Raw genomic sequence first — 18,979 nt, 5'->3', positions numbered from 1 at the left:
GGCCGTGGCCGCCGGGGGAGTCGGCTCCTGGGGCGCTGGTGCGGGGGTGGTGGGGTCGGTCACGAGGTGCCTTCCTGGCGTCGCGGTGGGGCGAGCAACTTCTCGACCGCCTGCAGGGGGATCCCCAGCCAGCCGGGACGGTGGTCGAACTCGTACCCCACCTCGTACACCGCTTTGTCGAGTTCGAAGACGCGCAGCATGTCGGCGTCCGCGGCGGGATCGGTACCCGAAGCCTTCGTGTAGCCGGCGAGGAACGCACCGCGGTTGCGGGCGGTCCACTCGGCGGAGCGGAAGAGGTGCTGCGAGTCCGGGCTGGTACCGGGCAGCAGATGGTGTCCGGCGTAGTCGAAGGAGCGGACCATGCCCGCGACGTCCCGCATGGGGGAGTGCAGCGCCCTGCGGTACTCGAGCGTCTTGCTGGGTTCACCCTCGAAGTCGATGATGGCCCAGCCGGTCAGGGTCCGCAGCGTCTGTCCGAGGTGCAGATCGCCGTGGATGCGTTGCAGCGTCACGCTTTCCGTGCGCTGGGACACCGCGGCAAACGTTGCGGCGATGGAAGGCGCGAGCGCCTGCAGTTCCGGCACGCGCGCCGCCGTGGCAGCCGCGGCCGCCGCCATCGCGGTGAGCATCTCGCCGACCTCGGCACCCACGATCTGCCGGGTGCCCAGCGCGGCGGCGAGGTCGCGGTGGATCTCGGCGACGGCCTTGCCCAGCCGCTCGGCCTCGGGGGCGAAATCGCCACCGACCTCGTCGGCCCGTAGGTCACCCTCGGCCATCAGGTCGCGCACGCTGGCGGTCGCGGTCATCCAGCCGTCCGCGCTGTTGGCGAAGAACTGGGTGAGCACCCCCAGCGTGGTCGGCACTCCTTCCAGCTCGCCGACGAGCTCGCCGAGCAGCGCCGCCACGTGGGAGGTTCCCGCGCCGGAGAGCGCGAGATGCACCTCGGCGTCCGGGTTGGGTCCCGGTTCCAGACGGCGGAAGAGCTTGAGGATGGTCGAGTCGCCGAACACGATCGACGTGTTCGACTGCTCGCCCGAGATCACCAGCCCGGCGGCGCTCGCGTCGATCAACTCGGGGGAGACGGCGTGTGCTGCCACGTCTCCCAGGCTGCGACCCTCGGCCAGCGCGGACAGCAGGGCCCCGGTGAGGATGTGCGAGTGCAGGGCATCGGACACCTGGACCGTCGTTCCCGCCGGATCGGTGACGATCCCGACCAGCGCGTTGGCCAGCCGCTCCGGCAGCTCCGTGGTGAGAGCCAACCACAGCTGGTAGTACCGGCTGGGCAGGCCGGAGCCGGCCGGGATCCGGACGATGACGTGCTCGAACCGGGCGACATCGGTCTCCAGCAGTCGGCTGCGGGTGGTGATCGTGATGCCGGTCAGCGCGGTGCGTCCGGCAAACCATCGCTGGGCGGGCAGCCAGTCGGCGAGCAGGGCTGCGAGCTCGTCGTCGGGTGGAATGAAGGTCGGGCGGGCGTGGTCAGCGTCGATGTGCGGATCGGTCATCATCCGATTCCACCTCCTGGTCGTCGGTGAGCTGGAACCAGTAGAAGCCGTGTCCGGCAACGGTCAGCAGGTAGGGGAGTTCGCCGATCGGCGGGAAACTCTGACCGCCGGTGAGCTCGACCGGGATCGAACCCTCCCAGCGGCGTAGGTCGAGTTCGACCGGCTGCGGGAAGCGGGAGAGGTTGTTGACGCAGAGGATCGTGTGCGCGGTCTCCCCGGTCTGCTCATCGCCCTCGAACCGCTGGATGTAGCTGAGCACCGACGGATTGCTGCCACCGAGATCGGTGAAGTCCCCCACCGAGAAGGCGGCGAACTGCTTGCGCACCTCGATCATCCTGCGCGTCCAGTGCAGCAAGGAGGACGTGGTGTTGAGCTGCGATTCCACGTTGACCGTCTGGAATCCGTAGTTCGGATCCATGATCGCCGGCAGGTACAACCGGGCCGGATCGCTGCGGGAGAACCCTGCGTTGCGGTCCGGCGACCACTGCATCGGGGTCCGGACACCGTCCCGGTCGCCGAGCCAGATGTTGTCCCCCATGCCGATCTCGTCGCCGTAGTACAGGCACGGCGAGCCGGGCAGCGACAACAGCATCGCGGTGAACAGCTGGATCTGACCGCGGTCGCCGTCCAGCAGCGGTGCCAGGCGGCGGCGGATGCCGATGTTGGCCTTCATCCGCGGATCCTTGGCGTACTCGTTCCACATGTAGTCCCGGTCCTCGTCCGAGACCATCTCGAGGGTCAGCTCGTCGTGGTTGCGCAGGAAGATGCCCCACTGGCCGGACGACGGGATCGGCGGCGTCTGGGCGAGGATCTCCGAGATCGGGAAGCGCGACTCGCGCCGGGCCGCCATGAAGATCCGCGGCATCAGCGGGAAGTGGAAGCACATGTGGCACTCGTCGCCGCCGACGGCCGGATCGCCGAAGTACTCCACGACGTCGGCCGGCCACTGGTTCGCCTCGGCCAGCAACACCGCGTTCGGGTACTCCTCGTCGATCACCGCGCGGCAGCGCTTGAGGAAGTCGTGCGTCGGCGGCAGGTTCTCGCCGTTGGTGCCTTCACGCACGTACAGGTACGGCACCGCGTCCAGCCGGAAGCCGTCGATCCCGACGTCCAGCCAGAACCGCATGGTGTCGATCATCGCCTCGGCGACGGCCGGGTTCTCGTAGTTCAGGTCGGGCTGGTGGTTGAAGAACCGGTGCCAGAAGTACTGCTTGCGGACCGGGTCGAAGGTCCAGTTGCTGGGCTCGGTGTCGACGAAGATGACCCGGGCGTCCGGGTAGCCGGTGTCGTCGTCGGCCCAGACGTAGAAGTCGCCGTACGGGCCGTCCGGATCGGTGCGGGAGGCCTGGAACCAGGCGTGCTGGTCGGAGGTGTGGTTCATCACGAGATCGGTGATGACGCGCATCCCGCGCTCGTGGGCGGCGTCGATGAGGGCGATGAAATCCTCGACCGTGCCGAACTCCGGGAGCACCTTGCGGTAGTCGGAGATGTCGTACCCACCGTCGCGCAGCGGTGAGTCGTAGAACGGCGGCAACCAGAGGCAGTCGATACCGAGCCACTGCAGGTAGTCGAGCTTCTCGATCAGCCCGCGCAGATCACCGGTGCCGTCGCCGCTGGAGTCGTAGAACGCCCGGACCAGGACCTCGTAGAAGACGGCTCGCTTGTACCAGTCGGGCTGGGCCGGCATCGGCCGGGCCGGAGTGAAACTTGCCGCGTCGACCTCGATGATCTCGGCGTGGGAGTCGGTACCGATCTGGAGTTCCGTCATGCTCGCTTTCCTGGCACTGGTGGGGTTCTAGGAACTACGACAGCTGCGGACGCCGCCGGAGCATCGGTGCGGTCAGCACCTCTGCGCGGCTCCGTCCGCACCGGGCGTCAACGCTTCCTCACCGCGAACACGTGCGCCACCTGCTGGTTCGGGTCGAGACCGACGGTGTTGAACTGCCCCCACCGGAAGACCTGTCCGCTCATCAGGTCCTCGACCTCGAACTCCTGTCCCCACTGCAGTCCGAGCGCCGGCAGGTTCAGATCCGTGGTGCCCCACTGCGCGGTGAACGAATCAAGGGTGAGGCAGACCAGGACGGTGTCTCCGGAGACCTCGTCCTGCCGCGAGTAGCACAGCAGTTGGTCGTTCGAGATCCCGTGGAACCACAGACCCTTCAACTGCTGCAGCGCAGGATGTGCGCGGCGGATCCGGTTGAGCTCGGTGAGAAGTGGTTCCAGGGAACGGTTCTCGGCCAGGCCTGCCGCGTAGTCGCGCGGTCGCAGCTGGTACTTCTCCGAGTCCAGGTACTCCTCGCTGCCGTGCCGGACGGCGACGTGCTCGAACAGCTCGAAGCCGGAGTACACGCCCCAGGTCGGCGACAGCGTCGCGGCAAGGATCGCCCGGATGGCGAACATCGGGCGACCGCCGTACTGCAGCGACGAGTGCAGGATGTCCGGGGTGTTGACGAAGAAGTTGGGACGCATGTAGTCCGAGGACTCGACGAGTTCGACGCCGTAGTCGATGATCTCGTCCTTCTCGGTGCGCCAGGTGAAGTAGGTGTAGCTCTGGGTGAATCCCACTTTCGCCAACTCATGCATCATCGCCGGCTTGGTGAACGCCTCGGCCAGGAAGATGATCTCCGGGTGCTGCTCGTGCACCTTGCCGATCAGCCACTCCCAGAAGTTGATCGGTTTGGTGTGCGGGTTGTCGACCCGGAAGATCGTGACGCCGTGGTCGATCCAGTGCTGTGTCACCCGCAGGCACTCGGCGTACAACCCCGCCGGATCGTTGTCGAAGTTGAGCGGGTAGATGTCCTGGTACTTCTTCGGCGGGTTCTCGGCGTAGGCGATTGAGCCGTCCGGCCGAGTGGTGAACCACTCCGGATTGCTGCTGACCCAGGGATGGTCGGGAGCGCACTGCAGCGCCAGGTCCAGCGCAACCTGCAGACCCAGTCGGTCCGCCTCCGCCACCAGCGCATCGAAGTCCTGCAGGGTTCCCAACTCCGGATGGATGGCGTCGTGGCCGCCGTCCTTGCTGCCGATCGCCCACGGGGAACCGACGTCCGTCGGCTCGTAGGTCACGGAGTTGTTGCGGCCCTTGCGGTTCAGCTCACCGATGGGATGGATCGGCGGGAAGTACACGACATCGAAACCCATCTCCGCGACGCGGGGGAGCATGCCGGCCGCATCGGCAAAGGTCCCGTGCCGCAACGGTGTTCCGTCCGCGGCGATCTCGGCATTCACCGATCGGGGGAAGAACTCGTACCAGGCGGAGAACTCCGCGAGCTCGCGCTCGACCCAGAGCGGTACCGGCTGGGAACGGGTGACGAGCTCGCGCACCGGGTCGGCGACCAGCGCGGCCCAGAGCTCGGGGTTGGTGGCCGGCAGGACCCGCTCGGAGACCGTCTGCGACGTGTCGCGCAGGGCGAGCACCGCGGTACGCAGCGCGACCGCGTGCGGATGGCGGGGCCGCCGCGACACCTTGTCGAGCAGTCGCGCGCCGGATTCCAGATCGTTGGCCAGCTCCGCTGCATCCTGGCCGGCAGCAATCTTGACCTCGACGGCATGTCGCCACGACTCCAGCGGATCGCTCCAGGCCTCGATGACGATCGTCCACATCCCGGGGGCGTCCGGCGTGACGGACGCGGTCCATCGATCCGTTCCCACTTCGCCGGGAGTCATCCGCACCAGCGGACCCGAAGGGCGGGGACGAGCGCCCTTGGTGGGCGCCGGGCGCAGCACCACGTTCGCTGCGACTGCGTCGTGCCCTTCCCGGAACACGGTGGCTCCGATGGAGAGCGGTCTGCCGGCCACCGCCTTGGCGGGGTACTTCCCGCAGGCGATGGAAGGTGCGATGTCGGTCAATCCGATGCGTCCGGCCACGCGACAACGCTACCGCGCCCGCCTGGGCCGGTCAGCGGGCGCCGGGTGGGTTTGCCGGTGTACTCCTGGGGTATGCAGCCCCTCATGCTCGCGCACGCCGCACAGGCCGATGACCTCGATCCACTGCGTCACCTGCGCAATCGCTTCGTGCTGCCGGACGGGGTGATCTACCTCGACGGCAACTCGCTGGGCGCACTCCCGATGGGGGTCGCCGAGGCCGTCGACGACGCGGTCCGGCGGCAGTGGGGGACGGATCTGGTCGGCTCGTGGACGTCGGCCGGCTGGTGGGAGGCCCCGCTGCGGATCGGTGACCGGATCGCGGCCCTGGTCGGTGCGCAACCGGGCTCGGTGGTGGTCACCGACTCGACATCCGTGGACCTGTTCAAGCTGGTGGTCGCCGGTGTGCGGCTCTCGCAGGCGCGTCCCGGCCCGCGGCGGACGGTGATCGTCGTCGACGACGCCACTTTCCCGACCGACCGGTACATCGTCGACGAGGCGGCGCGGCTGCTCGACATGCAGGTGCGGGCAGCTGCGCCCGGTGATGTTTCCGCCCTCGACGACGGGGTGGCGCTGGCCGTCTTCTGCCACGTCGACTTCCGGACCGGGGTGCTGTACGACCTGCCGGCCGTCACCCGAGCGCTGCACGAGGTCGGCGCGCTCGCGCTGTGGGACGTGTGTCATTCGGCGGGAGCGGTATCGATCGGCCTGGCGAGCGCGGGCGTCGATCTCGCGGTCGGCTGCAGCTACAAGTACCTGAACGGCGGACCCGGTGCTCCCGCCTGGGCGTACGTGGCGCCCGCGTTGCAGAGTCGGATCGACTCACCGTTACCCGGATGGAACTCACACCGCGAGCCGTTCGCCATGCAGCTTCTCTTCGCGCCGGTCGACGGGATCGGGAGGCTGCGCACCGGAACCCCGCCGATGTTGTCGATGGTCGCGCTCGAGGCCGCGCTGGCCGCCTTCGACGGGGTGCAGATCGAGGACGTGCGCCGGCGATCCCTGGAGTTGACGGCGCTGATGATCGGCGCGGTGGACGAGTACCTGGCCGACGTGGTCGAGGTCGTCACCCCACGCGATCCGGCACGTCGAGGCTCGCAGGTCAGCCTGCGGCACCCGGACGCGTATCCGATCGTGCAGGCGCTGATCGAGCGGGGCGTGGTGGGCGATTTCCGGGCCCCGGACATCATCCGGCTGGGGCTGGCGCCGCTGTACGTCAGCAGGCAGGAGGTGGTGCGTGCCGTGCAGATCCTGGCGGCGGTGGTCGACTCCGAGGAGTTCCGGGCGCCGCGGTTCGCTGCCCGACACACCGTCACCTGAGCGGTGGTACGGACCTCGAGCGCGGCGAGCTGGCGGATCTTCGGAGCGACTGCGGCCCCACGTTCGCTCCGTGGGCAGTCCATCACCACCTGGGGATACCGCCGCGAGCCTTGGTGACGCGCCCCGCAGCAGCTTCTGAATCGATCCCTCTGCCGGTAGCGTGCTCCGGGTGAAAGCTCTGCGCCGATTCATCGTCCGACCCCAGCTCCCCGAGCAGCTCGCTCCTCTCGGTGGTCTGATCCGCAACCTCAGGTGGTCGTGGCACAGTCCCACCCAGGACCTGTTCGCCGACATAGACCGCGCGCTGTGGGCGCGCTTCGAGGGCGATCCGCTCAAACTGCTGGGCGCGGTCTCCAAGGACCGGCTCCACCAGCTCGCCGGCGACGAGGACTTCGTGCGACGGATGCACGGACTCGACGAAGACCTGCAGAACTATCTGTCCTCACCGCGCTGGTACCAGGACCAGCAGGCCTCGCGCCCCGAGTTGCCGGCAGGTATCGCCTACTACTCCATGGAGTTCGGCATCACCGAGGTGCTGCCGAACTACTCCGGCGGCCTCGGCATCCTGGCCGGCGACCACCTCAAGTCGGCCTCCGACCTCGGGCTGCCGCTGATCGGTGTCGGGCTGCTGTACCGGCACGGCTACTTCTGGCAGTCGCTGTCGGGCGACGGCTGGCAGACCGAGCACTACCCGGCCCACGACCCGCAGGGTCTGCCGCTGGATCTGGTCCGCACCTCCGCGGGTGACGAGGTCACCGTGTCGCTGCCGATGCCGGGTGGTCACACGCTGACCGCGCGGATCTGGAAGGCCGACGTCGGCCGGGTGCCGCTGCTGCTGCTGGACACCGACATCGAGGCCAACGACGACGAGCTGCGGATGACGACCGACCGCCTCTACGGCGGCGACCAGAACCACCGCATCAAGCAGGAGTTGCTGCTCGGCGTCGGTGGTGTCCGCGCCGTCCGACTGTTCACCGAACTGACCGGCCGCCCGGCGCCCGAGGTCTTCCACATGAACGAGGGCCATGCCGGGTTCCTGGGCCTCGAGCGCATCCGGACCCTGCAGGACGCCGAGGGGCTGACCTTCTCCGAGGCCCTCACCGTGGTGCGCTCGGGCACCGTGTTCACCACCCACACCCCGGTGCCCGCCGGCATCGACCGGTTCCCGGTCGACCTGGTGCAGCACTACCTCGACGCGGACTCAACCGGCGACAGTCACCTGCTCCCCGGACTGGATGTCGACGCGGTGATCGCGCTCGGCGCCGAGGACGACCCGACCCGCTTCAACATGGCGCACATGGGTCTGCGACTGGCGCAGCGGGCCAACGGAGTCGCCAAGCTGCACGGCGTCGTGAGCCGGCAGATGTTCGCCCCGCTGTACCCGGGTTTCGCCGCGGAAGAAGTACCGATCGGCAGCGTCACCAACGGCGTCCACCTGCCGACCTGGGCGGCCCGCGAGATGTACGACGTCGCCGGCGACATGTCGGAATGGCAGGACCTCGCGTCCGCAGACGAATGGCCCGGTGGCGACCGGGTGTCCAACGACCGGCTCTGGGACCTGCGGAACACCCTGCGCGGCCGACTGGTCGAGCTCGCCCGCAAGACCGCCAAGCAGGCGTGGTTGCTGCGCGGAGCCAGCGAGGCCGAACTCGGCTGGACCGACAAGATCCTGGATCCGGGCGTGCTCACCATCGGCTTCGCGCGGCGGGTCTCGACCTACAAGCGGCTGACGCTGATGTTGCGCGATCCGGCGCGGCTCAAGAAGATCCTGCTCGATCCGCAGCGCCCGGTGCAGATGGTGATTGCCGGAAAAGCACATCCGGCCGACGAGTACGGCAAGCGTTTCATGCAGGAGATGGTCAAGTTCACCGACGACCCGGAGATCCGGCACCGCATCGTTTTCCTCGCCGACTACGACATGGGCATGGCGTCGATCCTCTGTTCCGGTTCAGATGTGTGGCTCAACAACCCGATCCGTCCGCAGGAGGCCTCCGGCACGTCCGGTATGAAGGCTGCGCTCAACGGGGCGCTCAACCTGTCGATCTCCGACGGCTGGTGGGACGAGCTCTACGACGGCCGCGACGGCTGGACCATCCCGAGTGCGAACGTCGAGGACGACACCCGCCGCGACGATCTGGAGGCGACGGCGCTGTACGAGTTGCTGGAGCAGAAGGTCGCGCCGCTGTTCTACGAACGCGGCCCCGAGGCGCGTCCGGACGGCTGGGTCGAGATGATCCGGCACACCCTGTCCTACCTCGGGCCGCGGGTCCAGGCCACCAGGATGGTCCGCGACTACGTCAACGGCTACTACGGTCCGGCGAGTGCCGCAGCGCGGGCGTTGAACTCGGATCTCCCGCAGGCCAAGGCTTTTGCGCACTGGAAGGACTCGGTCCGCGCTGCCTGGCCGCAGGTCCGGGTGGTCAACGTCGATGCGTCCGGGATCGACCAGGAGCCCTCGCTCGGCAACGTCATGACGGTGCGCGCCTACCTCGATCTCGGTGGTCTGCAGCCGGAGGACGTGCTCGTGCAGGCAGTCGTCGGGCGCGTCGACTCGCAGGAGGTGCTGTCGGAGACGGAGCTCGTCGACATGGAGTTCATCGGCAACGGGGACGGCCACCGCTTCCAGGCCGACGTCCACCTGGACCGCTCGGGTCCGGTCGGCTACACCGTCCGCATCGTCCCCCAGCACGCCGGGCTCGCCTCGGTCGCCGAGATGGGGCTCGTCACCACCGCCTGAGGTCGAGGGGGAGGCCCATGACGCGGTATCGCGGATGAGGGCGCCGCTCCGCAGGCTTCACTCGGATGTGCCGGCTCGCTGCGCTCGCCGGCCCATCCATCGCTGCAGAGGGCTGCGCGTCGCCCTCATCCGCGGCCCCGCACTACCAGGATCCAGGATCGGGATCTCAGGCCGTCGTCCCTCGCAGAGAGAGTTTCGGTGGTCGAGCGACGGAGGAGACGAGACCCTTTAGTCACAACGGCATCTCTACACGCTCGTCGAGAACCCGTCAGTTCAGCGTTACCAGCTGGTGTGCAGAGGCTTTCCCTCGTCGTAGCCAGATGACGACTGGATGCCACAGACCGCGAGTTCGGCGAACTGCGCGAGGGTGCGGGCGCCCGCGTAGGTGCAGCTGGATCGCACGCCTGAGGTGATGAAGTCGAGCAGGTCCTCGACGCCGGGGCGACGGGGGTCCAGGTACATCCGGGACGAGGAGATGCCCTCCTCGAACAGGCCGGCCATCGCGCGGTCGTAGCCGGCCGCATCGGCCGTCCGGTTGCGGACGGCCCGCGAGGAGGCCATCCCGAACGACTCCTTGTAGAGCCGCCCCTCAGAGTCGGTGAGCAGATTCCCGGTGCTCTCGTACGTCCCGGCGAACCAGGAGCCGATCATCACCGATCCGGCCCCGCCGGCGAGCGCCAGGGCGACGTCCCTGGGATGCCGCACCCCACCGTCCGCCCAGATCGACTTTCCCTGGTCCTGTGCTGCTGCAGCACATTCCACGACGGCGCTGAACTGCGGGCGGCCGACCCCGGTCTGCATGCGCGTGGTGCACATCGCTCCCGGACCGACCCCGACCTTGACGATGTCGGCGCCGGCGGCGATCAGGTCGCGAGTGCCCTGGGCGGTCACCACGTTGCCGGCGACCAGCGGCACCCGGCGACCGGAGGCAGCGATCCGGTCGCGGACGGCGGCGACCGCGGTGAGGGCCTCGATCATCTTCTGCTGGTGACCGTGCGCGGTGTCCACCACCAGCACGTCCACCTCGGCATCGAGCAGCCGCTCGGCCCGCCCGGCCACATCACCGTTGATCCCGACGGCCGCGGCGACCATCAGCCGACCGGCCGCGTCGACGGCGGGGGAGTAGATACCGGCCCGCAGTGCGCCGGTGCGGGTGATGACGCCGATCAACTGTCCGGCCGCGTCGACGGCGAGGGCCACCTCGGTGTGTGAGTCCGCCAGCCGGTCGAAGATCTCCCGCGGCTCGAGATCGGGCGCGACTGCGACGAAATCGGTGCTCATCACCTGGTGGGCCTGGGCGAACCGATCGACGTCCTCGGCATCCTGCGGCCTGATGATGCCCAGCGGAGCGCCGTCCTTCACCACCACGGCGATGCCGTGCGCACGTTTGGGGATGAGCGACAGGGTCTCGCCGACGGTGGTGTGGGCGTCGACCCGGACCGGGGTGTCGAAGCGAACGGAGGAGCTCTTGACCCGGGAGACGGAGGAGCCGATGACGTCTGCCGGGATGTCCTGCGGCAGCACGACGATGCCACCCCGCCGGGCGACGGTCTCGGCCATCCGGCGGCCGGCGATGGCCGTCATGTTGGCCACCACCAGCGGCAGCGGTGTGCCGATCCCGTCCGTGCTGGTCAGGTCGACGTCGTGCCGGGAGACGACGTCGCTCCGGCTCGGAACGAGGAAGACGTCGTTGTAGGTGAGATCGGTGGTCGGTTCGGTGAGCATGCGCACGTATTTCAGGGTATCGGGCCTCGGGGTGTCGGCCCCGCCGGTTCCCGACAGGCCGTCACCTCCGCAAAGGCGTTCACGCGGGAGCGGTCAGGGCCGTTCGGCGCGCAGCAGCAGGACCGTCCGACCGGGCACCGTGATGTCGACGCCGGCCGAGAGCGGGCGGAGGTCCTCAGGCCGGCCTGTGCCGGTAGAGGTGTCGAGGGTCGGGTGGTAGACCGTTGCGTAGCCACCGGCCGGCAACGTCAGCTCGGTCTCGTCCGCACCGGCGTGCAGCACGAGCAGCCAGGAATCGTCTGCGGTCAGCTCGCCGTGCGGGCCGTGGCCGGTGACCGCGCTGCCGTTGACCCACATGGTCAGTGTCCGGCGGTCCGGGGAGTTCCAGTCGTCCTCGGTCATCGGTCGGCCCTGCTCGGCGAACCACACCAGATCCGGATGACCGTCATGGCCCGGCTGGCTCTCGCCGACGAAGAACTCACCCTGGTGCAGCGCCGAGGCGCGCAGCCGGACGTCGAGCACCCGCCGGAAGAACGCCAGCATCTCCTGCGCTGCACCGTGTTCGGCCACATCCGGCGCACTGCCGTCGGAGCCGGACAGGTCCGCACCCGGCCAGGCCAGCCAGCTCGTCGGATTGTCCTGACAGTAGGCATTGTTGTTGCCGCCCTGGGTGCGCCACAGCTCGTCGCCCATGCTGACCATCGGCGTCCCGGTCGACAGCAGCAGGGTGGCGGCAAGGTTGCGCGCCTGCCGCCGCCGCAACTCGCTGATCACCGCATCGTCGGTCGGGCCTTCGGTGCCGTGGTTGTCCGAGCGGTTGTTGTCGGTACCGTCGCGGTTCTGTTCGCCGTTCGCCTGGTTGTGCTTCCCGCTGTAGGACACCAGGTCCCGGAGGGTGAAGCCGTCGTGCGCGGTGACGAAGTTGACCGAGGCGGACGGCCGACGCCCGTCACCGAATCTGTCCTGGGAGCCGGTCAACCGGAAGGCCAGATCCGTCACCCGACCGTGCCCGCGCCAGAAGTCGCGGACGTCGTCCCGGAACGCATCGTTCCACTCCGCCCAGTCGAGGCCGAACCGACCGGCGGCATACCCGTCGCCGGTGGCATCCCACGGCTCGGCGATGAGCTTGCACTGCGAGAGCACCGGATCGGTGGCGATGGCGGTGAGCAGGGCGCCGCGGGCGTCGAAGCCGCCGCCGTCCGGGCGTCCGAGTACCGGCGCCAGGTCGAAGCGGAAGCCGTCGACGCCCAGCTCCTGCGCCCAGTAGCGCAGCGAGTCGGTGACCATCCGCACCGACGCCAGCGAGCCGACCTGCAGCGTGTTGCCGCAGCCGGTCAGGTCGGATCCGTCGGGCAGGTAGTACGTCTGCGGAGCCAGACCCCTGAAGGACAACCAGATCGGCGCCTCCGGACCGCCCTCGCAGGTGTGGTTGTAGACCACGTCCAGGACCACCTCGATCCCCGCGTCGTGCAGCGAGTCGACCATCTGGACGAACTCGGCGAGCTCGCGGCCGGGGGCGCTGGCATATCCCGGATGGGGCGCGAAGAACGACAGCGTCGAGTACCCCCAGTAGTTGCGGCGACCGGTCGCGACCAGGCCGGGCTCGGACGCGATGGCGTGCACCGGCAACAGTTCGAGCGTCGTCACCCCCAGCCCGCGCAGGTGGGCGATCACCGCAGGGTGGGCGACGCCGGCGAAGGTGCCCCGGAGTTCGGCGGGGATCTCGGGGTGCAGTGCGGTCAGACCGCGGACGTGCGCCTCGTAGATCACCGTGTGCTCCCACGGCACCCTCGGCGGCTCGCTGTGCGACCGGATCGGCTCGGTGACGATTCCCAGCGGCGCCGCGCCCGCCGTGTCCGCGCCGCGGGTGTTCGCCGCGATCAGGTCGTACTCGGTGCTGTGGACCCGGCGGGCATAGGGGTCCAGCAGCAGCTTGGACGCGTCGTGGGCCGCCACCCGGTAGCCGTACCGCTGACCGGCCCGCACCCCTGGCACGAAGGCGTGCCACCGACCGCGGGTCACATCGCGGATGTCCCAGCGCCGCTCGCCGCCGTCCGCGTCGATGAGACACAACTGGATGCCGGAGCCCTCCGCCGAGGTGAGCCCGTCGGCCACCACCGAGAAGTTCGTACCGGTGGGGGTGACCGTTGCACCCAGTGGATCCGGCCGGCCCGGGAACAGCGAGTTCGACTGCGGCGCGTAGCCGTACGGACGCGCGGGGCGCTCGGGACCGGATCCGAGTTCTGGGCGCATCCGGCCGATTCTTCACGATCGCTGCTGCCTGTCGGCACCAGGGCGGTGCCGACGTCCCTCTCCGCTGCCCGCCGATCGAACTCCCACCGAACTTCCACCGAACTCCGCCGCCCGGCGGGGCGATCGGAGCGCCACAACGCAATGCGGAACAATGGGGGCGTGACCGAATCCCCAGCGCTGTCGATCGTGCCCGCTCCCGATTCGGTCGTCCATCTGTTCGATGTGACGGTCCGTAGGGGACCGGCCGTCCTGCTCGACGCCGTGCGGTGGGATGTGCGCGCCGACGAACGCTGGGTCGTCCTCGGCCCCAACGGAGCAGGCAAGACAACGCTCGTGCAGATCGCTGCGGCGCAACTGCACCCCACTTCCGGCCGGGCCCACGTGCTCGGTCAGCGCCTCGGCGCGGTCGCTGTCAGCGAGATCCGGCCGTTCATCGGGCTGTCGTCCGCAGCACTCGCTGCGCGGGTGCCCGCTGCGGAGAAGGTCATCGACGTGGTCGTCTCGGCCGGTTACGGCGTCCTGGGGCGCTGGCGGGAACGCTACGACGAGCTCGACTTCGGACGGGCGGGTGAACTGCTGGCGGCGATGGGTGTCACCGGCCTCGCCGACCGCTCCTACGGCACGCTCTCGGAGGGCGAACGCAAGCGGGTGCTGGCCGCGCGGGCCCTGATGACCGATCCCGAACTGCTGCTGTTGGACGAGCCGGCTGCGGGTCTCGACCTCGGTGGCCGGGAGGACCTGCTGAAGCGCCTGTCGCTGCTCGCCGACGATCCGGCATCGCCCGCCACGGTGCTGGTGACGCACCACGTCGAGGAGATTCCCGTCGGCTTCACCCATGTCCTGCTGCTGCGGGACGGAGCGGTGGTCGCAGCCGGACCGATGGCAGCGACACTCACCGAGCAGAACCTCGCCGACACCTTCGGGACGGATCTGGAGCTGCAGTCCAGGGACGGCCGGTTCTTCGCCCACGCCCGAAGCTGACACCTGTTGTGGCATACGGGTTCTCCGGCCCCGATCTGGATTTCCTGCTGTCCCGGAACGGGTCGCACTCCCTCGGGGTGGCCGAGACACTCGCGCTGGCCGACGGAACGCTGCTGGCGGATCTTCCCAGGGTGCGCGCGGTCGCCGGGACGCACGCTGCCGCCGTCGTCGAGACCATCCGATTGCGTCGACGTGCCCTGACCAAGCTGCCCGAGCGAGCCGCCGACTGGTTGTTCACGGACGAGGCGCTGCAACAGGCCAGCCCGTGGCCGGTGGCGCTGCACCGGGCGCGGCGGCTGCTCGGCGCCGGACTGGGAGTCCACGACCTGACCTGTTCGATCGGCACCGATCTGGCTGCGCTGCACCAGCTCGCGCCGGACACGACCGTCCTGGGCTCGGATCTGGACGCCGTCCGGTTGCGGATGGCCGAACACAACACCGGTCTGCAGGTGGTGCGTGCCGATGCCAGGAGCAGGGTGTCCCGCGGCTGCGTGCTGTACGCCGACCCGGCTCGCCGGGCGGCCGGGTCGTCGCGTCGCATCACCGGCCTCGACACCATCCCGTCGGTGGCCGAACTCGACGACGTCCACCACGAGGAACGCGTCGTGCTGCGGTTGCCGCCGGGGATCGACTACGACGGCCTGGCTCGTCCCGGCGAGGTGGAGATCGTCTCGCTCGACGGCGGCGCTCGGGAGTCGGTGCTCTGGCCGCAGCGGTTCGCAGTCGACGGCATCCGCCGACGTGCCACCGTGCTCGGCTCGGACGGTGCCCACTGGCAGATCACCGATGCCGACGGCGACGGCGGCGAGCACACCGTCGCGGGCGCGGTCGGTCGATACCTGATCGACCCGGATGCCGCTGTGGTGCGCGCACACCTGGTGCGGCACTGGGCATCCCGGCACGGACTGCGACTGCTGGACGGTCATCTGGCCTACGTCACCGGGGGCGTCGTCCCGGACGGTGTGCGGGCCTTCGAGGTGCTGGAGACCGGCGCGGTGAACGAGAAGACGATTGCCGGGTGGATCCGCGCCACCGGCGTCGGGACGCTGGAGATCAAGCAGCGCGGTACCGGCATCGATCCCGATCAGTTCCGCCGTCGGTTCCGCAAGGCCCTGAGCGGCAGCACGTCCGAGGTGGCCACGCTCGTGTTGGCGAGAGTCGGGAGGGGCCAGGTCGCCTACTGGTGTCGGGCGGTACGCGGGCCGCGTTCGGGCTGATCACGGCCAGGTCCTACGGTGGTGCACATGCTGATCCGAAGGGTGCGATTCGCCGGTTCACCCGAGACCCACGACGTCCGGATCGAGGGGGGCGTCATCGTGGCGATCGACCCCGGCGAGGTGGCTGGTGTGGCCGCCGGCGGCACCACTGCCGGCGGCGACATCGTGGTCGTCGAGGGCGACGGTGGCGTGCTGTTGCCGGGGTTGCAGGACGGTCACGTCCATTTCACGCAGTGGGCGATCGCCCGCCGGCGGGTGGACCTCAGTGCGACGACGTCAGCCGCTGACGTCGTGGCTGTGATGACGGCAGCACAGGCCGCTCGTTCCGCGGAAGAGCGGGCAGAGCTGCTGAGCGGCTTCGGATTCCGGGATGCGTTGTGGAGCGAGATCCCCGCCGCCGCGCACTGGGACGCGGCGCTGCCGGGGGTTCCGGTCGCGGCGATCTCGCAGGATCTGCACTCGATCTGGCTCTCGCCGTCGGCGCTGGAGCTGGTGGGGTTCGCCGGCCATCCGACCGGCCTGCTCAAGGAGGACGACTGCTTCCGGGCGGTGGCAGCCCTGCCGCAGCCCTCACAGCGGACGCTCGACGGGTGGGCACTGGAAGCCCTGCACGCGGCGGCCACACGCGGCGTCACCCGGATCCGGGACTACGAGTTCGTCGACACGCATCTCGAGTGGACGCGTCGGGCCGCGCTGGCGCCCGATGGCCTCCCGGTCCGGGTGGACGCGGCCATCTTCCGGCCGCTGCTGGAGGACGCGCTCGCCGCCGGGCAGCGCACCGGTGACCCGCTCCCGGGTACCGACGGACTGGTGACGGTCGGCCCGTGCAAGGTGCTCATCGACGGATCGCTCAACTCCCGGACGGCACTGTGTCACGACGCCTACCCGGGCACCACCGATCACGGCATGCTCACCCAGGACGTGGCCGAGCTGACGGCCACCATCCGGATCGCTGCGGCACAGGGCATCTCGTTCGCCGTGCACGCGATCGGGGACCGGGCCAACACGTTGGCCCTCGACTGTTTCCAGCAGGCGGGTGTCGGTGGACGGATCGAACACGCCCAACTCGTCGAACCCGCCGACCGGGGTCGGTTCGCTGCGCTGGGGGTCACTGCCGGCGTCCAACCGGCGCACGCCGTCGAGGATCGGGACGTCGCGGACGTGCAGTGGGCCGGTCGGACCTCGGACGCCTTCGCCTATCGCGCACTGCTGGATGCCGGTGCGGTGCTCGAGCTGGGCTCCGACGCTCCGGTGTCCGCGCTCGACCCGTGGCGGGCGATCAGTGCCGCCGTGACCCGCACTGATGCCGGCCGACCGGCCTGGCACGGTGAACAGGCGCTCACCGCGGCCCAGGCCTTGGCCGCGTCCACCGGTGGTCGACTGCGGCCCGAGGTGGGCGACGCCGGCGATGTGGTGCTGGTGACGCGGGACCCGCTGGCCATCGATCCGGCGGAACTTGCCTCGATGCGGGTGTTGCTGACCTGCGTGGGTGGGCGGATCACCCATCGGGCGTGCTGACCGCCGAGTCGCGCTGCGGTCGGCCCGAGGTGGGGCCGGCAGTGCAGCATCCGCTGGCTAGGCTTGGCGACCGTGACCAGCGAACAGCAGACCACTCCCGATCCGACCGCTGTACCGCCGACCTTCGAGCTGCTCCCGGCCGTCGATGTCGCCGACGGGCAGGCTGTCCGCCTCGTGCAGGGCAGGGCGGGGACCGAGACCACCTACGGTGCCCCGCTGGACGCCGCGCTCGCCTGGCAGCACGACGGTGCCGAATGGGTTCATCTGGTCGACCTCGACGCAGCCTTCGGCCGGGGGAACAACGCCGCGCTGCTCGCGGAGGTGGTGGGCACGCTGGACGTGATGGTGGAACTGTCCGGCGGCATCCGGGATGACGAGTCCCTCGAGGCGGCGCTGGCCACCGGCTGTCGGCGGGTGAACATCGGGACCGCGGCGCTCGAGGACCCGGAGTGGTGCGCCTCGGCGATCGCCCGGTACGGCGATCGGGTTGCGGTCGGACTGGACGTCCGCGGCAGCACCCTGGCCGCCCGCGGGTGGACGCAGGACGGGGGCGACCTCTGGGAGGTGCTGGCCCGACTCGACGCGCAGGGGTGCTCGCGGTACGTCGTCACGGACGTGACCAAGGACGGGACCCTGCGCGGCCCGAACATCGAACTGCTGCACCAGGTCTGCGCGGTGACCGATGCCCCGGTGGTCGCTTCCGGTGGCGTGTCGTCGTTGGACGACCTGCGGGCGCTCGCGGCGCTCGCCGGTATCGGTGTCGAGGGCTCCATCGTCGGCAAGGCGCTGTACGCCGGCAACTTCACCCTGCCGGAGGCGCTGGCCGCCGTGGCCGAGGTGCACTGAACCGCTGCGGATCGCCGCCGGCCGGAGTTACGGTCTCGGCATGGCCATCGATGCTGCGCTGCTCGACTGGATGATCGACACCGACCCTGCGCTGCGGTGGCAGGTCGAGCGGGACCTGATGGGTGCGCCCGCAGAGGAGTACGAGCGCACCCGGGCCCGCATTCCCACGGACGGTATGGGTGCCGCGCTGCTCGCGCACCAGGATCCGGACGGCCGCTGGGCCGGCGGGGCGTACTTCCCGGCCGGGTTCGAATTCGACGGGCCCGAAGCGCGGTCCGGTCAGCCGTGGACGGCGACGACCTGGACGCTCACCACCCTCCGGGAGTTCGGGATGGACGCCGCGCCGTTGACGGGGACGGCACAGCTGTTGGCGCGCAGCGCCCGGTGGGAGTACGACGATCTGCCCTACTGGGGCGGCGAGGTGGATGTCTGCATCAACGCCAAGACGCTGGCGAACGGTGTCTGGCTCGGTGCCGACGTGGCTGAGCTCGCCGGATGGTTCCCGGCCCACCAGTTGCCGGACGGTGGGTGGAACTGCGAGTGGTTGGAGGGCTCGACCCGGTCTTCGTTCCACTCCACCCTGAACGCCCTGAAAGGGATGCTGTGGTACGAGATCGCTGTCGGTGGGGCGCCGGAGTTGCGTGCGTCCCGGCATCGCGGTGCGGAGTACCTGTTGCACCGCAGCCTGCTGCACCGGGAGTCGACGGGGGAGCCGGTGGGCGGGTTCGTCTCCGAGTTCGGATACCCGTGGCGTCACCGCTACAGCGTGCTGAACGCTGCTGACCATTTCCGCGCTGCCGCCCTGTACGACGGGACGACTCCCGACGCGCGGATGACGAGAGCGATCGAGGTGATCCGATCGCAGCGCGACGTCGCGGGAAGGTGGCTGCAGCAGTTCCGGCTGCCTGGTCGGGTCTGGCTCGACATCGACGTCCCGGTGGGCGAGCCGTCACCGTGGCTGACGTTGTTCGGGACCCGGCTGCTGCAGTGGTGGGACGGGGCTCGCTGAGCCG

The 18,979-nt window shown here is 69.5% G+C and carries 12 protein-coding genes; 7 read left to right on the top strand and 5 right to left on the bottom strand.

What is annotated here, in order from left to right; genetic code table 11:
• Nucleotides 1-59: 59 nt before the first annotated feature.
• The 3 genes from ABLG96_RS12555 to ABLG96_RS12545 all read right to left on the bottom strand — a co-directional run bounded on the left by ABLG96_RS12555 (nucleotide 60) and on the right by ABLG96_RS12545 (nucleotide 5,372).
• Nucleotides 60-1,508 carry a hypothetical protein gene (locus tag ABLG96_RS12555; protein ID WP_353647723.1) on the bottom strand — a complete coding sequence of 483 codons (1,449 nt, stop codon included), beginning with the start codon at nucleotides 1,506-1,508 and terminating at the stop codon, nucleotides 60-62.
• Complete coding sequence (gene treS, locus ABLG96_RS12550; protein WP_353647722.1) at nucleotides 1,480-3,273, bottom strand: maltose alpha-D-glucosyltransferase; 1,794 nt, start codon at nucleotides 3,271-3,273, stop codon at nucleotides 1,480-1,482. The genes ABLG96_RS12555 and treS overlap by 29 nt, the downstream gene beginning before the upstream one ends.
• A gap of 107 nt (nucleotides 3,274-3,380) precedes the next feature.
• Entirely contained in the window at nucleotides 3,381-5,372 is a 1,992-nt protein-coding gene (locus ABLG96_RS12545; RefSeq protein ID WP_353647721.1) for an alpha-1,4-glucan--maltose-1-phosphate maltosyltransferase, read from the bottom strand.
• An 84-nt stretch (nucleotides 5,373-5,456) separates the two neighbouring features.
• Between ABLG96_RS12545 and kynU the strand changes: the two genes are divergently transcribed.
• Both kynU and glgP read left to right on the top strand, forming a co-directional pair.
• A complete protein-coding gene (kynU, locus tag ABLG96_RS12540) occupies nucleotides 5,457-6,689 on the top strand; it encodes a kynureninase (RefSeq protein WP_353647720.1) in 1,233 nt (410 codons plus the stop codon).
• Nucleotides 6,690-6,858: 169 nt separating this feature from the next.
• Nucleotides 6,859-9,426 (top strand): alpha-glucan family phosphorylase, encoded by a 2,568-nt coding sequence (gene glgP / locus ABLG96_RS12535; protein WP_353647719.1) that lies wholly within the window; start codon nucleotides 6,859-6,861, stop codon nucleotides 9,424-9,426.
• Between the two features lie 279 nt (nucleotides 9,427-9,705).
• Here glgP and ABLG96_RS12530 read toward each other — a convergent pair whose 3' ends face one another.
• Together ABLG96_RS12530 and glgX are read right to left on the bottom strand one after the other, a co-directional pair.
• Nucleotides 9,706-11,151 (bottom strand): GuaB1 family IMP dehydrogenase-related protein, encoded by a 1,446-nt coding sequence (locus ABLG96_RS12530; RefSeq protein ID WP_353651487.1) that lies wholly within the window; start codon nucleotides 11,149-11,151, stop codon nucleotides 9,706-9,708.
• A gap of 93 nt (nucleotides 11,152-11,244) precedes the next feature.
• On the bottom strand, nucleotides 11,245-13,404 hold the full coding sequence (glgX, locus tag ABLG96_RS12525) for a glycogen debranching protein GlgX (protein ID WP_353647718.1): 2,160 nt from the start codon (nucleotides 13,402-13,404) through the stop codon (nucleotides 11,245-11,247).
• Between the two features lie 159 nt (nucleotides 13,405-13,563).
• Here glgX and ABLG96_RS12520 point away from each other — a divergent pair, with 159 nt between their 5' ends.
• From ABLG96_RS12520 to ABLG96_RS12500, 5 genes are all read left to right on the top strand, one after another.
• The gene (locus tag ABLG96_RS12520; RefSeq protein WP_353647717.1) at nucleotides 13,564-14,385 is read left to right on the top strand and encodes an ABC transporter ATP-binding protein; all 822 of its coding nucleotides are present in this window, start codon (nucleotides 13,564-13,566) and stop codon (nucleotides 14,383-14,385) included.
• Nucleotides 14,386-14,393: 8 nt separating this feature from the next.
• On the top strand, nucleotides 14,394-15,602 hold the full coding sequence (locus ABLG96_RS12515) for a class I SAM-dependent methyltransferase (protein ID WP_353647716.1): 1,209 nt from the start codon (nucleotides 14,394-14,396) through the stop codon (nucleotides 15,600-15,602).
• A gap of 27 nt (nucleotides 15,603-15,629) precedes the next feature.
• Complete coding sequence (locus ABLG96_RS12510) at nucleotides 15,630-17,120, top strand: amidohydrolase family protein (protein ID WP_353647715.1); 1,491 nt, start codon at nucleotides 15,630-15,632, stop codon at nucleotides 17,118-17,120.
• Nucleotides 17,121-17,192: 72 nt separating this feature from the next.
• Entirely contained in the window at nucleotides 17,193-17,966 is a 774-nt protein-coding gene (gene priA, locus ABLG96_RS12505; protein WP_353647714.1) for a bifunctional 1-(5-phosphoribosyl)-5-((5-phosphoribosylamino)methylideneamino)imidazole-4-carboxamide isomerase/phosphoribosylanthranilate isomerase PriA, read from the top strand.
• A gap of 40 nt (nucleotides 17,967-18,006) precedes the next feature.
• Complete coding sequence (locus ABLG96_RS12500; protein ID WP_353647713.1) at nucleotides 18,007-18,975, top strand: squalene cyclase; 969 nt, start codon at nucleotides 18,007-18,009, stop codon at nucleotides 18,973-18,975.
• Nucleotides 18,976-18,979 lie beyond the last annotated feature (4 nt).

The organism is Nakamurella sp. A5-74, assembly GCF_040438885.1.
Taxonomy (GTDB): Bacteria; Actinomycetota; Actinomycetes; order Mycobacteriales; family Nakamurellaceae; genus Nakamurella.
Note: the sequence above shows the minus strand (reverse complement) of the source record. Positions and strands in the feature narration are given on the sequence as shown.